This window comes from Konateibacter massiliensis, from assembly GCF_900184995.1.
GTDB lineage: Bacteria > Bacillota > Clostridia > Lachnospirales > Lachnospiraceae > Lachnotalea > Lachnotalea massiliensis.
In genome coordinates this window covers 427,633-443,982 of the sequence record NZ_LT860099.1, presented here as the reverse complement: position 1 = coordinate 443,982, position 16,350 = coordinate 427,633, and the positions used below count along the sequence as shown (strand labels likewise).

At 41.2% G+C, this 16,350-nt stretch carries 14 protein-coding genes; all 14 read right to left on the bottom strand.

From position 1 onward, the window contains the following. Positions 1 to 33: 33 nt before the first annotated feature. On the bottom strand, positions 34 to 675 hold the full coding sequence (locus CTY48_RS07820) for a FlxA-like family protein (protein ID WP_180272681.1): 642 nt from the start codon (positions 673 to 675) through the stop codon (positions 34 to 36). A 131-nt stretch (positions 676 to 806) separates the two neighbouring features. Further along, positions 807 to 2,651 (bottom strand): ABC transporter ATP-binding protein, encoded by a 1,845-nt coding sequence (locus CTY48_RS07815; RefSeq protein WP_099467949.1) that lies wholly within the window; start codon positions 2,649 to 2,651, stop codon positions 807 to 809. Continuing rightward, entirely contained in the window at positions 2,644 to 4,806 is a 2,163-nt protein-coding gene (locus tag CTY48_RS07810) for an ABC transporter ATP-binding protein (protein ID WP_099467948.1), read from the bottom strand. The genes CTY48_RS07815 and CTY48_RS07810 overlap by 8 nt, the downstream gene beginning before the upstream one ends. 13 nt (positions 4,807 to 4,819) lie before the next feature. Beyond that, on the bottom strand, positions 4,820 to 5,353 hold the full coding sequence (locus tag CTY48_RS07805; protein ID WP_099467947.1) for a MarR family winged helix-turn-helix transcriptional regulator: 534 nt from the start codon (positions 5,351 to 5,353) through the stop codon (positions 4,820 to 4,822). A 220-nt stretch (positions 5,354 to 5,573) separates the two neighbouring features. After that, positions 5,574 to 6,785, bottom strand: coding sequence for a threonine ammonia-lyase (ilvA, locus tag CTY48_RS07800; protein ID WP_099467946.1), 1,212 nt, complete (start codon positions 6,783 to 6,785; stop codon positions 5,574 to 5,576). Next, positions 6,785 to 7,735, bottom strand: a complete 951-nt coding sequence (gene ftsY / locus CTY48_RS07795) for a signal recognition particle-docking protein FtsY (protein ID WP_099467945.1) — start codon at positions 7,733 to 7,735, stop codon at positions 6,785 to 6,787. Before ftsY ends, ilvA begins: the two co-directional genes overlap by 1 nt. A gap of 11 nt (positions 7,736 to 7,746) precedes the next feature. Further along, positions 7,747 to 11,307 (bottom strand): chromosome segregation protein SMC, encoded by a 3,561-nt coding sequence (gene smc / locus CTY48_RS07790; RefSeq protein ID WP_099467944.1) that lies wholly within the window; start codon positions 11,305 to 11,307, stop codon positions 7,747 to 7,749. Between the two features lie 12 nt (positions 11,308 to 11,319). Beyond that, positions 11,320 to 12,012: a ribonuclease III gene (gene rnc, locus CTY48_RS07785; RefSeq protein WP_099467943.1), complete on the bottom strand. Its 693-nt coding sequence runs from the start codon at positions 12,010 to 12,012 to the stop codon at positions 11,320 to 11,322. Between the two features lie 119 nt (positions 12,013 to 12,131). Next, positions 12,132 to 12,362: an acyl carrier protein gene (gene acpP / locus CTY48_RS07780; RefSeq protein ID WP_099467942.1), complete on the bottom strand. Its 231-nt coding sequence runs from the start codon at positions 12,360 to 12,362 to the stop codon at positions 12,132 to 12,134. A gap of 20 nt (positions 12,363 to 12,382) precedes the next feature. Further along, positions 12,383 to 13,396 carry a phosphate acyltransferase PlsX gene (gene plsX / locus CTY48_RS07775; protein WP_099467941.1) on the bottom strand — a complete coding sequence of 338 codons (1,014 nt, stop codon included), beginning with the start codon at positions 13,394 to 13,396 and terminating at the stop codon, positions 12,383 to 12,385. A 137-nt stretch (positions 13,397 to 13,533) separates the two neighbouring features. Further along, the gene (locus tag CTY48_RS07770) at positions 13,534 to 14,184 is read right to left on the bottom strand and encodes a lactate utilization protein (protein ID WP_099467940.1); all 651 of its coding nucleotides are present in this window, start codon (positions 14,182 to 14,184) and stop codon (positions 13,534 to 13,536) included. An 82-nt stretch (positions 14,185 to 14,266) separates the two neighbouring features. Further along, complete coding sequence (gene rpmF / locus CTY48_RS07765) at positions 14,267 to 14,446, bottom strand: 50S ribosomal protein L32 (protein WP_099467939.1); 180 nt, start codon at positions 14,444 to 14,446, stop codon at positions 14,267 to 14,269. A 63-nt stretch (positions 14,447 to 14,509) separates the two neighbouring features. After that, positions 14,510 to 15,034: a YceD family protein gene (locus CTY48_RS07760; protein WP_099467938.1), complete on the bottom strand. Its 525-nt coding sequence runs from the start codon at positions 15,032 to 15,034 to the stop codon at positions 14,510 to 14,512. Positions 15,035 to 15,156: 122 nt separating this feature from the next. Beyond that, positions 15,157 to 16,350, bottom strand: a complete 1,194-nt coding sequence (locus CTY48_RS07755; protein ID WP_099467937.1) for an acetate/propionate family kinase — start codon at positions 16,348 to 16,350, stop codon at positions 15,157 to 15,159.

Sequence of the window (16,350 nt, the reverse complement as noted above, 5' to 3'; positions counted from 1 at the left end):
TACAAAACTATATTCTTACCTTTTTCGCCAGCCCTATACAACAAAATCTACATGCTGATAAACTCCACTTCTGTTTCTCAGATGATTTGCCTTCTCATAGCTTAATGACTGTTCGTCAGAATTCTGTTCGGAATCTTCCTGCTCTTTTGAATCTTCTTTTTCTTCCTGCTTTTTGGTCTTTAATTCCTCCGCAGTACTGTCTGTTTCATTAGATTCCGCTATCTTCTCGCTTGCATCCGATAAAGACTGGGTATCTCCTTGCTTCATTGCCGTGGAGGCAGAGGCAAAAGCACTCATGGCACTTTGAGAGATGGTCACAGTATCCTGATCTTCATTTTTTTGTTCCACTTGCTGTTTTTGCGCTTTTTGCTGCTCTTCCTGCCTGATTTGAGCTTCTGCTTCTCTTATTTGCTTATTTAAGTCAGAAATCTTTTCGTTCAATTCTTTTTTTGCAGCCGTCTTCTCGCTTTCAGACATCTGGGTATTTGAAGCAAGCTCTGTCAATTCCTGCTGTGCCTTGCTAACCTGCGCTTTTAACGCAGTAACGGCGCTCTTTCCCGTGCTTGAACCCGATGTACTGCTGGTGCTTGTGCTTGTATTTGTAGTGTCGGTTGATAAACTTGCTTGATTTGATGCAGAAAAATTACTGCTTACTGTATTTGTTCCTATTGTCATTTTCTTCCTCCAATCTTTTATATTACTATTATCGGAGTTTTTCAAATCAAAACAAGTAACTTCACCTAACATTCACCCAACATTCACTTAACCAAAATATTAAAATGCAAAAATCATGCATATTTTATAATTTAAACCGCTTCCGCCCTCTCAAACTGTGAGTTGTAAAGCTTGGAATAGAAACCGTTTGCCTGCAACAATTCTTCATGGCTGCCCTGCTCGATAATATCTCCGTCCTTCATAACAAGAATCAAATCGGCATCCTTGATTGTGGAAAGGCGATGAGCAATAACAAAGCTTGTTCTGCCCTTCATCAGGTTATCCATTGCCTTTTGGATACGAATTTCCGTTCTCGTATCAACGGAGCTGGTTGCCTCATCTAAGATAAGGATACTAGGGTCCGCCAGAATCGCTCTTGCGATTGTCAGAAGCTGCTTCTGTCCTTGAGAAATATTGCTCGTTTCCTCATTCAAAACCATCTGGTAGCCGTCAGGCTGTGTCATAATGAAATGATGAGCGTGGGCTGCCTTCGCTGCGGCTATAACCTCCTCGTCAGTGGCATCCAGACGTCCGTATCGGATATTTTCCATAATTGTTCCGTTATACAGCCATGTATCCTGCAAAACCATACCAAACATTTCACGAAGGTCACTGCGGTTAAAGTTTCTTAAATCATGTCCGTCTACCTTGATGGAGCCGGAGTTTACGTCGTAGAAACGCATCAGCAGCTTAATCATCGTTGTTTTACCGGCACCTGTCGGTCCTACAATGGCAATCTTTTGTCCCTCTGCTACCTTTGCAGAGAAGTTATTGATAATAATCTGGTCCTTGTTGTAGCCAAAGGAAACATTCTCAAACTCTACATTTCCTTTCAGGTTTTCGATAGAAACAGCATTTTCTGCTGTCTGATCCTCTTCCTCTTCTTCCAAGAACTCAAATACTCTCTCGCCTGCCGCTGCTGACTGCTGTAACATGTTTCCGACCTGAGCAATCTGCTGGATTGGCTGGGTAAAGCTTCTGATGTACTGGAAGAAGGACTGAATCTGACCAACCTGAATACTTCCCTTAATAGTCAGATATCCTCCAAGCAGCGCAACCATAACATAGCCTAAGTTTCCGACAAACTGCATAATCGGCATCATAACACCAGAGAAAAACTGTGATTTCCATGCAGAGTCGTACAGCTTCTGGTTGGTTGCCTCAAATTCAGAGACAACTGACTCTTCTTTATTAAATACTTTTACAATATTATGTCCGGAAAAAACCTCTTCCACCTGTCCGTTAATTTCTCCAAGATACTTCTGCTGTCTCTGGAAAAACTTCTGAGAATGCTTCATGATGGTTCCAATCATTCCCATTGAAATCGGAAGAATACAAAGTGCCGCCAATGTCATCCAGCCATTGATTCTCAGCATCATAATCAGAACACCGATAATCGTTGTCACGGAGGTGATAAGCTGAGTCACACTTTGATTCAGGCTCTGTCCAAGCGTATCAATATCATTTGTCACTCTGGAAAGCACTTCACCGTGGGTGCGGCTCTCAAAATATTTCATCGGCATACGGTTAATTTTTGCTGAAATATCCTTTCGCAGGGTGTATGTGACGCTGTTTGCAATCCCGCTCATAATAAAGCCCTGTATAAAGGAAAAACATGCGCTCAATACATAAAGCCCCAACAGCATAACTAAAATACTTGTAATTTTATCAAAATCAATTCCGCCTGTACCGCTGATTTTTCTCACAAGTCCCTCAAAAATTTCTGTCGTTGCGTTACCTAATATTGTAGGTCCTACAATGTTGAAGGTTGTTCCGGCAATCGCACAGACAAACATGACAAAGAGTCTGGACAAATATTTGGGCGTACTCATATATTTTATTATTTTTCCCATGGAGCCTTTGAAATTTTTCGCCTTTTCTCCTGACATTCCTCCCATTCCCATGGGTCCTCGTCCTCTCGGCCTTTCATTACTCATTTTCTAATTCCTCCTTTGAGAGCTGAGACATCGCAATCTGCTGATAAACTTCACAATTCTTAAGAAGCTCCTTATGCGTTCCGATTCCCACTACCTCGCCTTCATCCAGAACAATAATTTTATCTGCATGAAGAATGGTACTGATTCTTTGTGCCACTATAATTGTGATTGCATTTTCTGTTTCCGCCTTTAATGCTTTACGAAGGGTTACGTCAGTCTTATAATCCAGTGCCGAAAAACTATCATCAAAGATATAAATCTGCGGCTGTTTTGCAATTGCTCTTGCTATGGAGAGACGCTGCTTTTGTCCTCCTGACACGTTTGTGCCGCCCTGTGCAATCTCACTGTCGAATTTTTCCTGCTTCTCGCTTATGAATTCCATTGCCTGCGCTATTTCAGCCGCTTTCTCGATATTCTCCTTGGAGGAGTCCTCACAGCCGTAGCGTATGTTAGAATCGATTGTTCCTGAGAAAAGTACTCCCTTTTGCGGAACATATCCGATTTTGTCGTGCAAATCATACTGCGTATAATCCTTCACGTTGATTCCGTTAATCAGGATTTCTCCTTCGGTCACGTCAAAAAATCTTGGTATCAGATTTACCAGCGTGGATTTACCGCTTCCCGTACTTCCGATAATCGCCGTCGTCTCACCCTTATTTGTCATAAAATTGACATGGGACAATACATTTTCCTTCGCGTCCGGATAGGCAAAGGAGACATTCCTAAATTCCAATATGCCGTCTCTGCTATCACTTTTCTTCGGATTTACCGGATCATTGATGGATACCTTTGTCTCAAGCACTTCGTTAATACGAATAGCCGATACACTGGCTCTTGGTATCATAATGGATACCATCGTAATCATCAAAAAGGACATGATAATCTGCATCGTATACTGAATAAATGCCATCAAATCACCAACCTGCATTGTTCCGTCGTCAATTCCGAAAGCACCTTCATATACAATCAATACCGTAATTCCATTCATGATAAGCATCATAAGCGGCATCATAAATGTCATACAACGGTTTACAAATAAATTCGTCTTTGCAAGTCTTGCGTTCGCGTCCTCAAATCTCTCTTCCTCGTGCTTTTGTGTACTGAATGCTCGGATTACCGGAATACCGGTCAATATCTCTCTTGTCACAAGATTCAATCGGTCAATCAATACCTGAAGCTGTTTGAAACGAGGCATTGCAATCTGCATCAGTATAATTACAACTAACAAAATAACTCCGACTGCCACTGCGATAATCCATGACATAGAGGTATCGGTCTTTAGCACCTTTAATACACCACCGATACCAAGTATCGGAGCATAGAGCACAATACGAAATACCATCGTCATAAGGAGCTGTACCTGCTGAATATCGTTTGTATTTCTTGTAATCAGGGAAGCTGTTGAAAATTTATCAAGCTCCATACTGGAAAAAGAAATTACCTTCTTGTAAACCCGCTCGCGCAAATTGCTGCTAAAGCTTGCTGCAACACGACAGGAAAGGTAGGTTACCGTCACGGCTACCACCATGGCAAGAAGTGCAAAGGAAAGCATTTTCAATCCTGCTTTCAAAATGTACATCTGCTGCAAATGTTCAATATCAACACCCTGCGCCTCATACTCTGCCTTTGCATAGGCAATGGAGGACTGAGTGATGATGGAGGATGACATCGCATCAATTTTCTCAGACATAGCATCCACAATGGCACTTAACTGTTCAGCCGGAAGCATTTTTAACACTTCAAATACATCAGTTCCCTCTTGAATACCCATTTGCTGCTTAATTGCTTTGCTCTCCTCACCATCTCCCGAGAGCGTCAGTGTAATCAGCATGGGTTTTCCGAAAACAGTGTTTAATTCTTCTCTTGTCTCACTGTCAATCTTCTTTAAATTGTATAAGTCTCCATCCAGCTCATAATTGGCCTCCACGAAACTTTTGTCTTCCTCATCCATGAATAAATAAAGTTTATCCATCTCACTTACTCTGATTTGGTCTAATACCGCATCTTCAATACCACCTTGCTGTATTCCGACATTAATAATGTCTGATGTATAGCCTGGCAATGACAAATCACAGTATGCCTGTATAAAAAGCAAAACTATAATCGCAATGATTGATAATGTTGAATTTTTTAAATATTTAACTAGTTTTAACATTGCATTTTCCTTTCTAATCCTTTTTATGATGCATCGGGTGCGGATGTGAATGGGGATGTTCATGGTGCTTGCTGAATTGCTCCATCACTTCATCCATCTCATTTTGAGCCATCGTTGATTTCACATTCTCAATCAACTGGATTAAAATACGACGCAACAAACATTTTTCTTCCTCGGATATTCCGTTAAACAAAACCTCATTTAATTCCTTGGTTTTATCTTTAACCTTTTTTAATGCATTTTGCCCTTTATCCGTTATATAAATTCTCGATATCCGTTTGTCCCCAGCATCCATTTCTTTTTTAAGCCAACCCGCTTTTTCCATTCTCTTTATGGAGACTGCCACAGTCGGTGGTTGAATGTTTAGCTTCTTTGCAAGATCCTTCTGGCTGAGCCCCGGTTCTGTGTTCACCAACTGGAGCAAAGTGTCCTGACCCGGATAGATTCCCCCGTCCGACATCACCTTATACTTTTTTGCAAAATATGTTCTTGCTAACTCCATAAACAGCTCTTTGATTGACTTATCCTTGTATGCCGCCTGGTCCATTCTTCTCACCTCCCTATATTGATTAGTCGACTAATCGATATTATATGCCTATTCTTTTTATATTGCAACCTACTTTTTATGATTTCACACTTTTTTTACAAATAGAAATCGAAAAAAAATTTTAGAACCAAAAACAGCTTTCATACGCTATTTTCGGTTCTAATTTTTCTAACACTATATTTCATTATTATCTCAAAATTTTATAATTTTGTTCGCTTTTCTATAAATTCGGCTGTAAAAATTTCGGTGTATAGCCGTTTTTCTTCAGGGCGTCCACAATCTGCTCCTTGTGTTCATGGCCAAATGCTTCCATTGTAATCTGCAGTTCCACCGCCGCATTGCGGTTGATACTAACAAACTGGTTATGCTCCAGCTTGATGATATTTCCCTGCTCTTTTGCAATCACGTCTGCTACACGAACAAGCTCACCCGGCTTATCCGGCAAAAGAACGGAAACTGTGAAGATTCTGCCTCTCTGAATCAGTCCGTGCTGCACGATGGAGGACATCGTAATCACGTCCATATTTCCACCGCTTAAAATGGAGACAATTTTCTTGCCCGTTACATCCAAGTGCTTGAGCGCCGCAACACTTAACAGTCCTGAGTTTTCAACAACCATCTTATGGTTTTCTACCATATCAAGGAATGCTACAATGAGTTCCTCGTCTTCTATTGTAATAATGTCGTCCAAATTATCCTGGATATATGGGAAGATAGTGGTGCCCGGTGTTTTTACCGCTGTGCCATCGGCAATCGTGTTGACAGTCGAAAGCGTTGTCACCTTTTTATTCTTGAGGGATGCCTGCATACAGTTTGCATTGGCAGGCTCCACGCCAATCACCTTGATTTTCGGGTTCAGAAGCTTTGCAAGGGTAGACACACCGGTTGCAAGCCCGCCTCCTCCGATTGGAACAAGAATATAGTCGACAGTCGGAAGCTCCTTGATAATTTCCATTGCGATGGTTCCCTGACCTGCCACAACGTCCAAATCATCAAAAGGGTGGATAAAAGTATAGCCGTTTTCCTCTGCAAGCTGGAATGCATAGCTGCTGGCATCATCAAATACATTACCGTATAATACGACATCTGCCCCATAGCTCTTCGTACGGTTTACCTTCATCAGAGGAGTCGTCGTAGGCATAACGATAGTCGCTTTCACGCCAAATAATTTTGCTGCATAGGCAACACCCTGGGCATGATTTCCGGCTGAGGCGGTAATCAGTCCCTTTGCTCTCTCTTCCTCTGATAGCGTGCTGATTTTATAATACGCACCGCGCACCTTATAGGCACCGGTAAACTGCATATTTTCCGGCTTTAAATATACTTTATTTCCTGTCTGGTCACTGAAATAATCGCTGTATACCAGCTTTGTCTCCAATATAACCTGATTGACCCTCTCTGTAGCTTCCTCAAATTTTTCTAATGTCAACATTATTCTTCATCTTCTTTCTCGTCTTGTTTCACATCAAATAGTGCATTTACAAAATCATTTGCATCAAATTTCTGTAAGTCATCAATTGTTTCTCCAACTCCAATATATTTTACCGGAATACCAAGCTCAGAATGAATGGCAATTGCAATTCCTCCTTTTGCTGTTCCATCCAGTTTGGTCAGAATAATACCCGTAATGTCGGCAACCTCTCTAAACTGCTTTGCCTGCGCAAGAGCATTTTGTCCGGTTGTACCATCGAGCACGACAAGGGTTTCACGGTATGCATCAGGATATTCTCTGTCAAGCACACGGTCAATCTTTTTGAGCTCTTCCATAAGATTTTTCTTATTGTGCAGTCTTCCCGCTGTATCACACAGCAAAACATCAGCATTCCTCGCCTTTGCCGCCGCAACCGCATCATATACGACGGCTGCAGGGTCAGCGCCCTCCTGTCCACCGATAATGTCCACACCGGCTCTGTTTGCCCATGTGGTGAGCTGCTCTCCCGCCGCAGCACGAAACGTATCTGCCGCTGCCAAAACCACCTTTTTGCCCTGATCCTTCAGCTTGCCTGCAAGCTTTCCTACGCTTGTTGTCTTTCCTACCCCGTTTACACCGATTATTAAAATAACAGATTTACGGTTTTCAAATTCATAGGCGGTTTCTCCGACATTCATCTCTTCCTTGATGCTCTCAATCAAAAGCTCCTTGCACGCGGAAGGCTCCTTGATTTTATTTTCCTTCACCTTCGCCTTTAAATCCTCAATAATGGAGGTTGTGGCATTGATGCCCAAATCTCCCATTATAAGTATCTCTTCAATTTCCTCGTAAAACTCATCGTCAATACTGGAAAAACCACTGAAGATGGAATCAATTCCAGATACAATATTATCTCTTGTCTTTGTCAGGCCTTCTACCAGCCTGCCAAAAAATCCTTTTTTTTCAGCCATGTTCTCCTCCCTTAGCTATCTAAATCATCTTCTATCAGGTTTACGGATACCAAAGTTGACACACCCTTTTCCTGCATGGTAATTCCGTAAAGTCTGTCCGCTGCCGCCATCGTTCCCCTTCTATGGGTTATAATAATAAACTGGGTGTTTTTTGTCAATTTATGTAGGTATTTTGCAAAGCGGGAAACATTGGAATCATCCAGTGCCGCTTCAATTTCATCAAGCAGACAAAACGGTGATGGCTTTAGGTTCTGAATAGCAAAGAGAAGCGCAATCGCTGTAAGTGCTTTTTCTCCACCGGATAGCTGCATCATATTTTGCAGCTTCTTGCCCGGCGGCTGGGAGACAATTCGAATTCCCGCTTCCAGGATATCCTCATCCTCCATCAGCTCAAGCGTACCCTTACCACCTCCGAAAAGATCCTTAAATGCCTTGTCAAATTCAACGCGAATCAGCTCAAATTTTTCCTTGAACTGATTTCTCATACCGATATCAAGCTCATCAATAATTTTAAGCAGCGTCTCCTCTGATTCCACCAAATCATCTCTTTGTGTCCTCAAGAATTCATATCGCTCAGACAAGGTTTTATAATCCTCGATGGCATTTACGTTTACATCTCCAAGCCTCCTGATTTCTTCCTTCAGCCCTGCAATACTCTTTTTCAGCTCAGAAGGATTGTCAAGCTCCTCGTTTTGCATTGTGATTGCTCCACTATAAGTAAGCTCATATTCCTCCCACATATAGTTAATCTGGTTCTCACTTGCTTCCTCCTGCTTCTCTCTCTGGTTCGTCAAACGGAATACTTCCTTATCAAGCAGACTGATTCGATTGGATAATTCCTCTCTTCTGGCAAAAAATCCCTTGTGGTTCTGGGAAAGCTCTTCCTTTTTCGCGGTAAACTGTTTTAAATTCTCCTGACAGTCCGCATAAACCGCTTCCGCCTTGGAAGCTTCTGCCTGAAGTGCCACAATCTCCGTTTCCTTCTCGGCAATCTCTTCCTTTGAACGTTTCGAACTGCCGCCTAATTGTTCAAGTTCTGCGTTTAACTTGTTTAATTCCTGGTTGATACGTCTTATGTTTTCTAAAATAAATTCGTTCTTCTGGTTCAGATTTGCAAACTCTAGGTTAATATCGGTTGATTTCTTGGAGAATTCAATCTCTTTTGCTCTTTCTGTCTCCAAGAGCCCGCCTGTCTTTGCAATGAGAGCCTCAAATTCCTTCTCTTTTTCTTCCGACGCCGAAAGTTCTTCCTGAATCTGAGTTTTTCCTTCGGTAATGCTCTTTACCTGCTGTTCAATCTCATGACTTTCTGCCTTTAGGCGCTCAAAGAGCTGACTGCTCTCATTTTTCTTCTCCTCTGCCTGATTCACATTCATCTTAGCAGTATTTTGAAGCAGGAATTGATCCTGAAGCTCCTTTTTCAAGCGGTCAATCTCTTCATAGGATTTTGACCTTGCCTCTTTCTTTGCATCAATCTCTGTCTGAATTGTTTCTGTTTCTTTATTTAATCGAATTGTTTCTTCTTTTAATTCATCAATCTCACGTCTTCGTCCAAGCAGATTGCTCGTATTCTTGAAAGCACCACCGGACAAAGAGCCACCCGGATTTAAAGATTCACCTTCCAGTGTAACGATACGAAGTGAGTAATGATACTTTCTGGCAAGCGCAAGCGCATTGTCAATACCGTCTACAACGATGGTTCTTCCAAGCAGATACTTGGATAAGCCCTCGTATTTTGCATCGGTTGTGACCAGATTACTGGCAAGCCCGATAACGCCCTTTTCCGCCAAAGCACTGTCCTGATTGAAGGAGTTCTTGTTGCCGATACTCGTGAGCGGTAAAAATGTGGCTCTTCCGAATTTGTTGGCTTTTAGATATTCAATCATCTGCTTTGCCGTATTTTCGTCCTCGGTTACAATATTTTGAATATTACCGCCAAGTGCTGTCTCCAGAGCAATCTCATATTCTTTTTCCACCTTGATGATGTCGGCTACTACACCGATGATTCCCTTGGCTGTGTCCTTTCGCTCCATAATGCGGCGAATACTGTTTCCATAACCGTCATATTTCTCCGTGATGTTGATAAGGGAATCCAGCCTTGACTTCTCTCTGTGGTAATCAGACTGTGCCTGTGCCTTCTTCTCATTCAGGGCAGCAAGCTCCTCCTGAATATTCTTGACATTCTCTTCATTGGCTCTGCCTTCCTCGGTGAGCTTTAAAATAATGCCGGATATTCTTTGCAGTTCCCTATTGTATTCACCAGACAGTTCCTCCTGCTCAGCTTCCTCACTTTTTACCTTTAGAAGTCTCTGACTCAGCTCTGCCTTTTGTAAGGTGATTTGCTCGAGCATCGTGTCATAGCGCTGTATCTTTCCTTTGGTGGAAGCCCTCTCATTCAGAAGCTCAAAAATCTCATTTTTACTCTCATCAATCTGGCGATTATACTCTGCGATTTTATTCTGGATTTCCTGCATAACACCTGCCGCATTTGTCTGCAGATCGTCAATCTCATCAAGCTGACGGTTAATCTCTTCCTTCTGAGAGGTAAACTCTGTCTTTTGCTCATTTTTTGCCTGAATTTCCGCATTGACCGCATTCATTCGCTCCTTAAGATGCTCTTCGCTCTGACGGATTGAATTAATCTGCTCCTTTAAGACATTCATCTTGCCTTCCATGTCTCTGCTTAAAATACCGCTCTCATTCTGCCGATTTCGATATTCCTCAATTTTGAAATCGATTTCCTCAATTTCCTTTTCCAGCTTTTCATATTCAATTTTTGTATTTTCGTAGCTTTCCTTTGTCTCTTCTAAGTCCTTTTCCGCAATGGAAAGCTTCCCGTCAAGTTCTTCCAGCTGCTCCTTGATTCGGTTCGTCTCCATCAGAAACAGATTCACGTCATAGAGCTTTAGTTCTTCCTTTTTCTTTAAATAGGTCTTTGCAATCTCAGACTGTTTCTCAAGAGGTCCTATCTGCTTTTCCAGCTCTGATAAAATATCTGTCACACGGAGAAGATTCTGTTTTTCATCCTCCAGCTTCTTTTGTGCCGTGGCCTTTCTTCTCTTGAATTTTACGATACCAGCCGCCTCGTCAAAAAGCTCTCGTCGCTCCTCCGGCTTTCCGCTTAGAATCTTATCGATCTGACCCTGTCCGATAATGGAATAGCCTTCCTTGCCGATACCCGTATCGTAAAACAACTCCTGCACATCCTTTAATCTGCAGCTTGTGCCGTTAATCAGATATTCGCTCTCGCCGGAACGGTAAACACGTCTTGCCACCGTCACCTCTTCAAAGTCAATGGAAAGCTTTCTGTCGGAATTGTCAAGCGTTATCGCCACATAAGCAAAGCCTAACGGCTTTCTGTTCTCCGTTCCAGAAAAAATGATGTCCTGCATGTTGGAGCCTCTTAACTGCTTTGCACTCTGCTCCCCAAGCACCCAGCGAACCGCATCACCTACGTTGCTTTTCCCGCTTCCATTTGGTCCGACAATACCTGTAATTCCATTGTGAAACTCAAATACTATTTTGTTTGCAAATGATTTAAACCCCTGTACTTCTATACTTTTTAAATACATATGTCTCTCCTGCTAAGATTTTTTCAGTTTTACAATGGCGCTGTAAGCAGCTTCCTGTTCTGCCGCCTTCTTCGTTCTGCCTACGCCGTGACCGACCACCTCGTCGCCTATCACCGCATTTACAATGAACTGCTTATTATGATCCGGTCCTTCCTCTCCAACCAGCTCGTAAACCAATTCCGCCTTGTAATCACTTTGCACGATTTCTTGCAGGATAGTCTTGCTATCATAAAAGAGCTGCTTATGTTCAATATCCGATAAAATAAATTTATAGATAAACTCTTTTGCATTAGCAAAACCACCATCTAAATAAATGGCTCCAATCAAGGCTTCCATAGCGTCCGAAACGATGGAATTTCTATCCCTTCCGCCTGTCAAATCTTCCCCTTTTCCAAGCAGCAGATAGCTTCCAAGCTCTATCTCCCTTGTGCAAAATGCTAAGGTCTGCTCACATACAATACTTGCCCTTGTCTTTGTCAAATCGCCTTCTGGAAGCTTTGGAAACTTTGCATACAGATAGTCACTTGTCACAATTTCCAATACCGCATCCCCTAAAAATTCCAGTCTCTCATTGCTTGTCAGTCTGCTTAACCGATGCTCGTTTGAAAACGAACTATGGGTCATCGCCTGACGAAGCAGGTTGGAATCCTTGAACTGATACCCTATTCTATTTTCTAACTCCTCTAATGATGCCTTTTTTTCCATTTTGACACCTCCTTATACTTTAACCCAATCATTTTTAATCAATCCCTCTTATTTTAACAGCACAAAAGCCCTATATCAAGGGCTTTTGTGAATAAAATTTAAAATCGCGTTACAACTAACTAGTTATTCAAATTCTTAATCTGCTCAATTACATCACCGACAGATACAATGTTTTCTGCTTCTTCATTTGAGATTTCGATGTCAAACTCTTCCTCTATCCCCATAATAATTTGAAAAATGTCAAGAGAATCGGCACCTAAATCGTCAACAAATGTTGTCTCCATTGTAATTTCATCCGCATCAACATTTAACACCTCTGCGATAATTTTTTGTAATTTTTCAAATTCCATATTTTTTCAATCCTTTCTACTTACTCATCCTTCACAATAATATTTGCTTTGATTTTTTCATTAATCTTCTGATTTTTAAAAGTTACACACTGAATAATCGAATTGGTAACTTCCTTCGCCTTAGAGCTTCCGTGTGTTTTCACAACAAGTCCGTTAAGTCCCAAAAGCGGCGCACCGCCATATTCGCTGGCATCAAAGGACTTGAGCGTTGTCTTTAGAGCAGGCTTTACAAGCAATGCTCCTATTTTGCTTCTCAGTGTTGACATCATTCCGCCCTTAATCTTGCTAATAAGGGTCGCACCAACACCTTCATATAATTTAAGAATAACATTTCCAACGAATGCCTCACAGACAATAACGTCTGCATAACCGCTAGGAATATCTCTTGCCTCGATACTTCCTATAAAGTTGATATCACTGCATTCCTTCAACAGCGGAAACGTCTCCTTAACCAGCATATTTCCCTTTTCTTCTTCAGCACCTATATTGACAATCGCTACCCTTGGATTTTGGATACCCAAAATATTTTCCATATAAATGGACCCCATTTTCGCAAATTGTACTAAATGAGATGCCCTCGCATCTACATTGGCACCGCAATCAACCAATAACGAAACACCCTTAGCGGTCGGTATCAATGGAGCTAGCGGAGGTCTTTCAATACCTTTAATCCTTCCGACTATTACCTGCCCACCAACAAGGATAGCTCCTGAACTGCCGGCTGACACAAGCGCATCCGCTTCTTGATTCTTAACCATGTTCATTGCTTTTACTAAAGATGAATCTTTCTTCCTTCTTATCGCCATAACAGGTGGCTCTTCGGTCTCAATTACTTCTGATGCATGAACAATTTCAAGCTGTTCTTTATTATATTCATATTTCACAAGCTCTGCCTTTATTATGTCTTCTTTTCCTACAAGAAATACTTTAATATTGGCTTCCTTCTTAATTGCTTCAATTGCACCTTTGATAATTTCTACCGGGGCGTTGTCTCCGCCCATTGCATCTACTGCTACTTTCACTATCTCTTGCATATGAGTCAACTTCCTCCTTGAATACCTAATAATCAATATACTAGATATCCTTTTATAAATCAATATATATTTTTACTATTTTATTCTAGTTTATTTTTTACAGCTTTACAATGTTTATTTTAAGCAAGGTCATAACACTAATAACCGATGTTCTCCCCAAGAATGATAACTTTGATTCTGTCTTTTGTAAATTGTCCGGTAATCAAAACGAAATCGTTGCAGATACGCTCCTTATGCTTACAATCAATACAGCGCTCCAAGGATGTACAGGGGGTATTCTTTCCCAATCGTTTTGCATCCAATGGCGCTGCAATCTGACGTGCTCTTTTTATAGCATCGTCCGTATCTTTCGTAATTTTATTGATTCCAATGACAATGATAACCTGATTCGGACCATATAGCATAGGAGCAACCCGGCTTCCATTTCCATCAATATTAAAGATTTTACCGTCTACCGTCACAGCATTTGCACTGGACAGAAAGGAATCTGCTGAAAAATTATTCAGATATATAGTTCGCTTTTGTTCCTTTGACAAGCCATCGACATATTTGTCATAAAAAATATAGTCTCCATTTCGAAGAAAATTAAGTATACCAGTCTCTTCCAAGGTTACAGAGTCACCGCAGCCAACAGATGAGCCGACAGGGATCAGCTCTTTGAGAAGAGAAAGCAATTCTTCTCGTGTATTTACAAAACATCCCTTCATGTTACGAGCACTTAAGTTATGAATCAATGTAGATATTTGCTGGTCTACATCAAAAGTTTCTAAATCATCATCTATATTCATTTTCTTCACCTATTTCTTTTTAAACAACAAAAAACAAGGGTAAGATATAGTCTCAACCCTTGTTTTCACTAGTTTTCAAACATTAGTCAACTGCAATGATTTCTTTCTTATTGTAAGAACCACAAGCCTTGCAAACTCTGTGAGGCATCATTAACGCACCACATTTGCTGCACTTCACTAAGTTTGGAGCGCTCATTTTCCAGTTTGCTCTTCTTTTATCTCTTCTTGCTTTTGAAGATTTATTCTTTGGACAGATAGACATGACTACACCTCCTTATTATTCAATAAGCTTCAAACAGCCCGCCGATTACCCGACAAACTTGTATTATTGCTTAGAATTGTTAAAAATATCACGGATAACTGCCATTCTCGGATCAAGTACTGCTCTGTCACAGTCACAATCTCCAAAATTAAGATTCGTACCGCACTTATTACAGATTCCCGCACAACTTTCCTTGCAGAGAACTTTCATAGGCCAGTTAATTAAAATCTCATCGTAAATCAATTTATCTACGTCAAGGTTATATCCAATAATATACTCGTCTTTTTCCAGCTCGTCAACCCTGTCTTCCTCTATATGTGCCATATTAATTGCCTTATTCACATCAATAGAGAAGTTAGTTTTTACAGGCTCTAAGCATCGGTCACATGGAACGGCAATGATTAAATCAGCCTTCGCTTCAATTGTAATGTTCTTCTTACTCGTATGAGTAAGCGTCAAATCCACATCACTTTTTTCAACGATGTCAAATGATCCCATTCTGGAATCAAAGGACTCCATCTCCAACGCTACCTTCGTCTGTATCACTTTATTATCGTGGGCTAAAACGTCTGTTAACTTAATTAGCATAATAGTCTCCTATACACACCTGTATTATTATACCTACCTTACCTTACTTTGTCAATATTTTATTTTGATTATCATTCCACTATGCAGAAATATTTATACAATGGTGCATGGTGGCACTATAATTATTTAGATACTAACGCTAAGGTCTCTCTTGCAATCGCAAGCTCTTCATTTGTCGGAATTAACAATGCTTTCACCTTTGAATCCTTTGTGGAAACATATGTTTCTTTTCCTCTTACACTTGTGGAAGCGTCGTCATACTCTAATCCTAAGTATCCAAGATACTTACAGATATCTTTTCTTACTAAGCCGTCATTTTCACCAACGCCTGCTGTAAATGCAATCACATCTACGCCGTTCATAGCAGCAGCATAACCACCTACCATCTTTGCAACCTGATAGCAGAAAGCCTCTCTTGCCAATTGTGCTTTTTCGTTTCCTTCTTCAGCCGCAATTTCAAGATCTCTAAAGTCGCTGGATACACCAGATACACCATAAACACCGGATTCTTTATTTAAAACATTCATAACACCTTCGATATCAAGGTTCTCTTTCTTTGCGATAAACTCCATAATTGCAGGGTCAATACTTCCGGAACGCGTTCCCATCATAACACCTTCAAGAGGGGTAAGTCCCATGGAGGTATCTACTGATTTTCCGCCGTTTACAGCACAAATACTAGAACCATTTCCCAAATGGCACACAATTGTCTTGCATGTCTCAAGCGGTTTTCCTATATATTCAGCTGCTCTTTTAGATACAAAGCTGTGGCTTGTGCCGTGGAAGCCATATTTTCTTACCTTATACTGCTCATAATATCTGTATGGAAGTCCGTAAGTATAAGCCTCTTTTGGCATTGTCTGATGGAATGCTGTATCGAATACACCAACCATAGGAGTGTTTGGCATCAATGCCTGGCAAGCCTCCACACCAATCAGGTTTGCAGGATTGTGAAGAGGTGCTAAATCATTACACTCCTCCACTGCTTTTTTCATCTCGTCTGTAATAATTGCAGAGCTTGCAAATTTTTCTCCGCCGTGAACAAGTCTGTGTCCGACTGCTCCAACCTCATCAAGGCTCTTGATAACACCTGTCTTTGCATTCATCAGGGCATCCAATACCATCTGGATTGCTTCCTTATGAGTAGGCATAGCAGCGTCTGTAACCTCTTTTTCTCCGCCTGCCGGCTGATATACCAATCTTCCGTCAATACCGATTCTCTCGCAAAGTCCCTTTGCCAAAACTGCCTCTGTATCGGAATTGATTAACTGAAACTTAAGTGATGAGCTTCCACAATTTATAACTAAAATATTCAT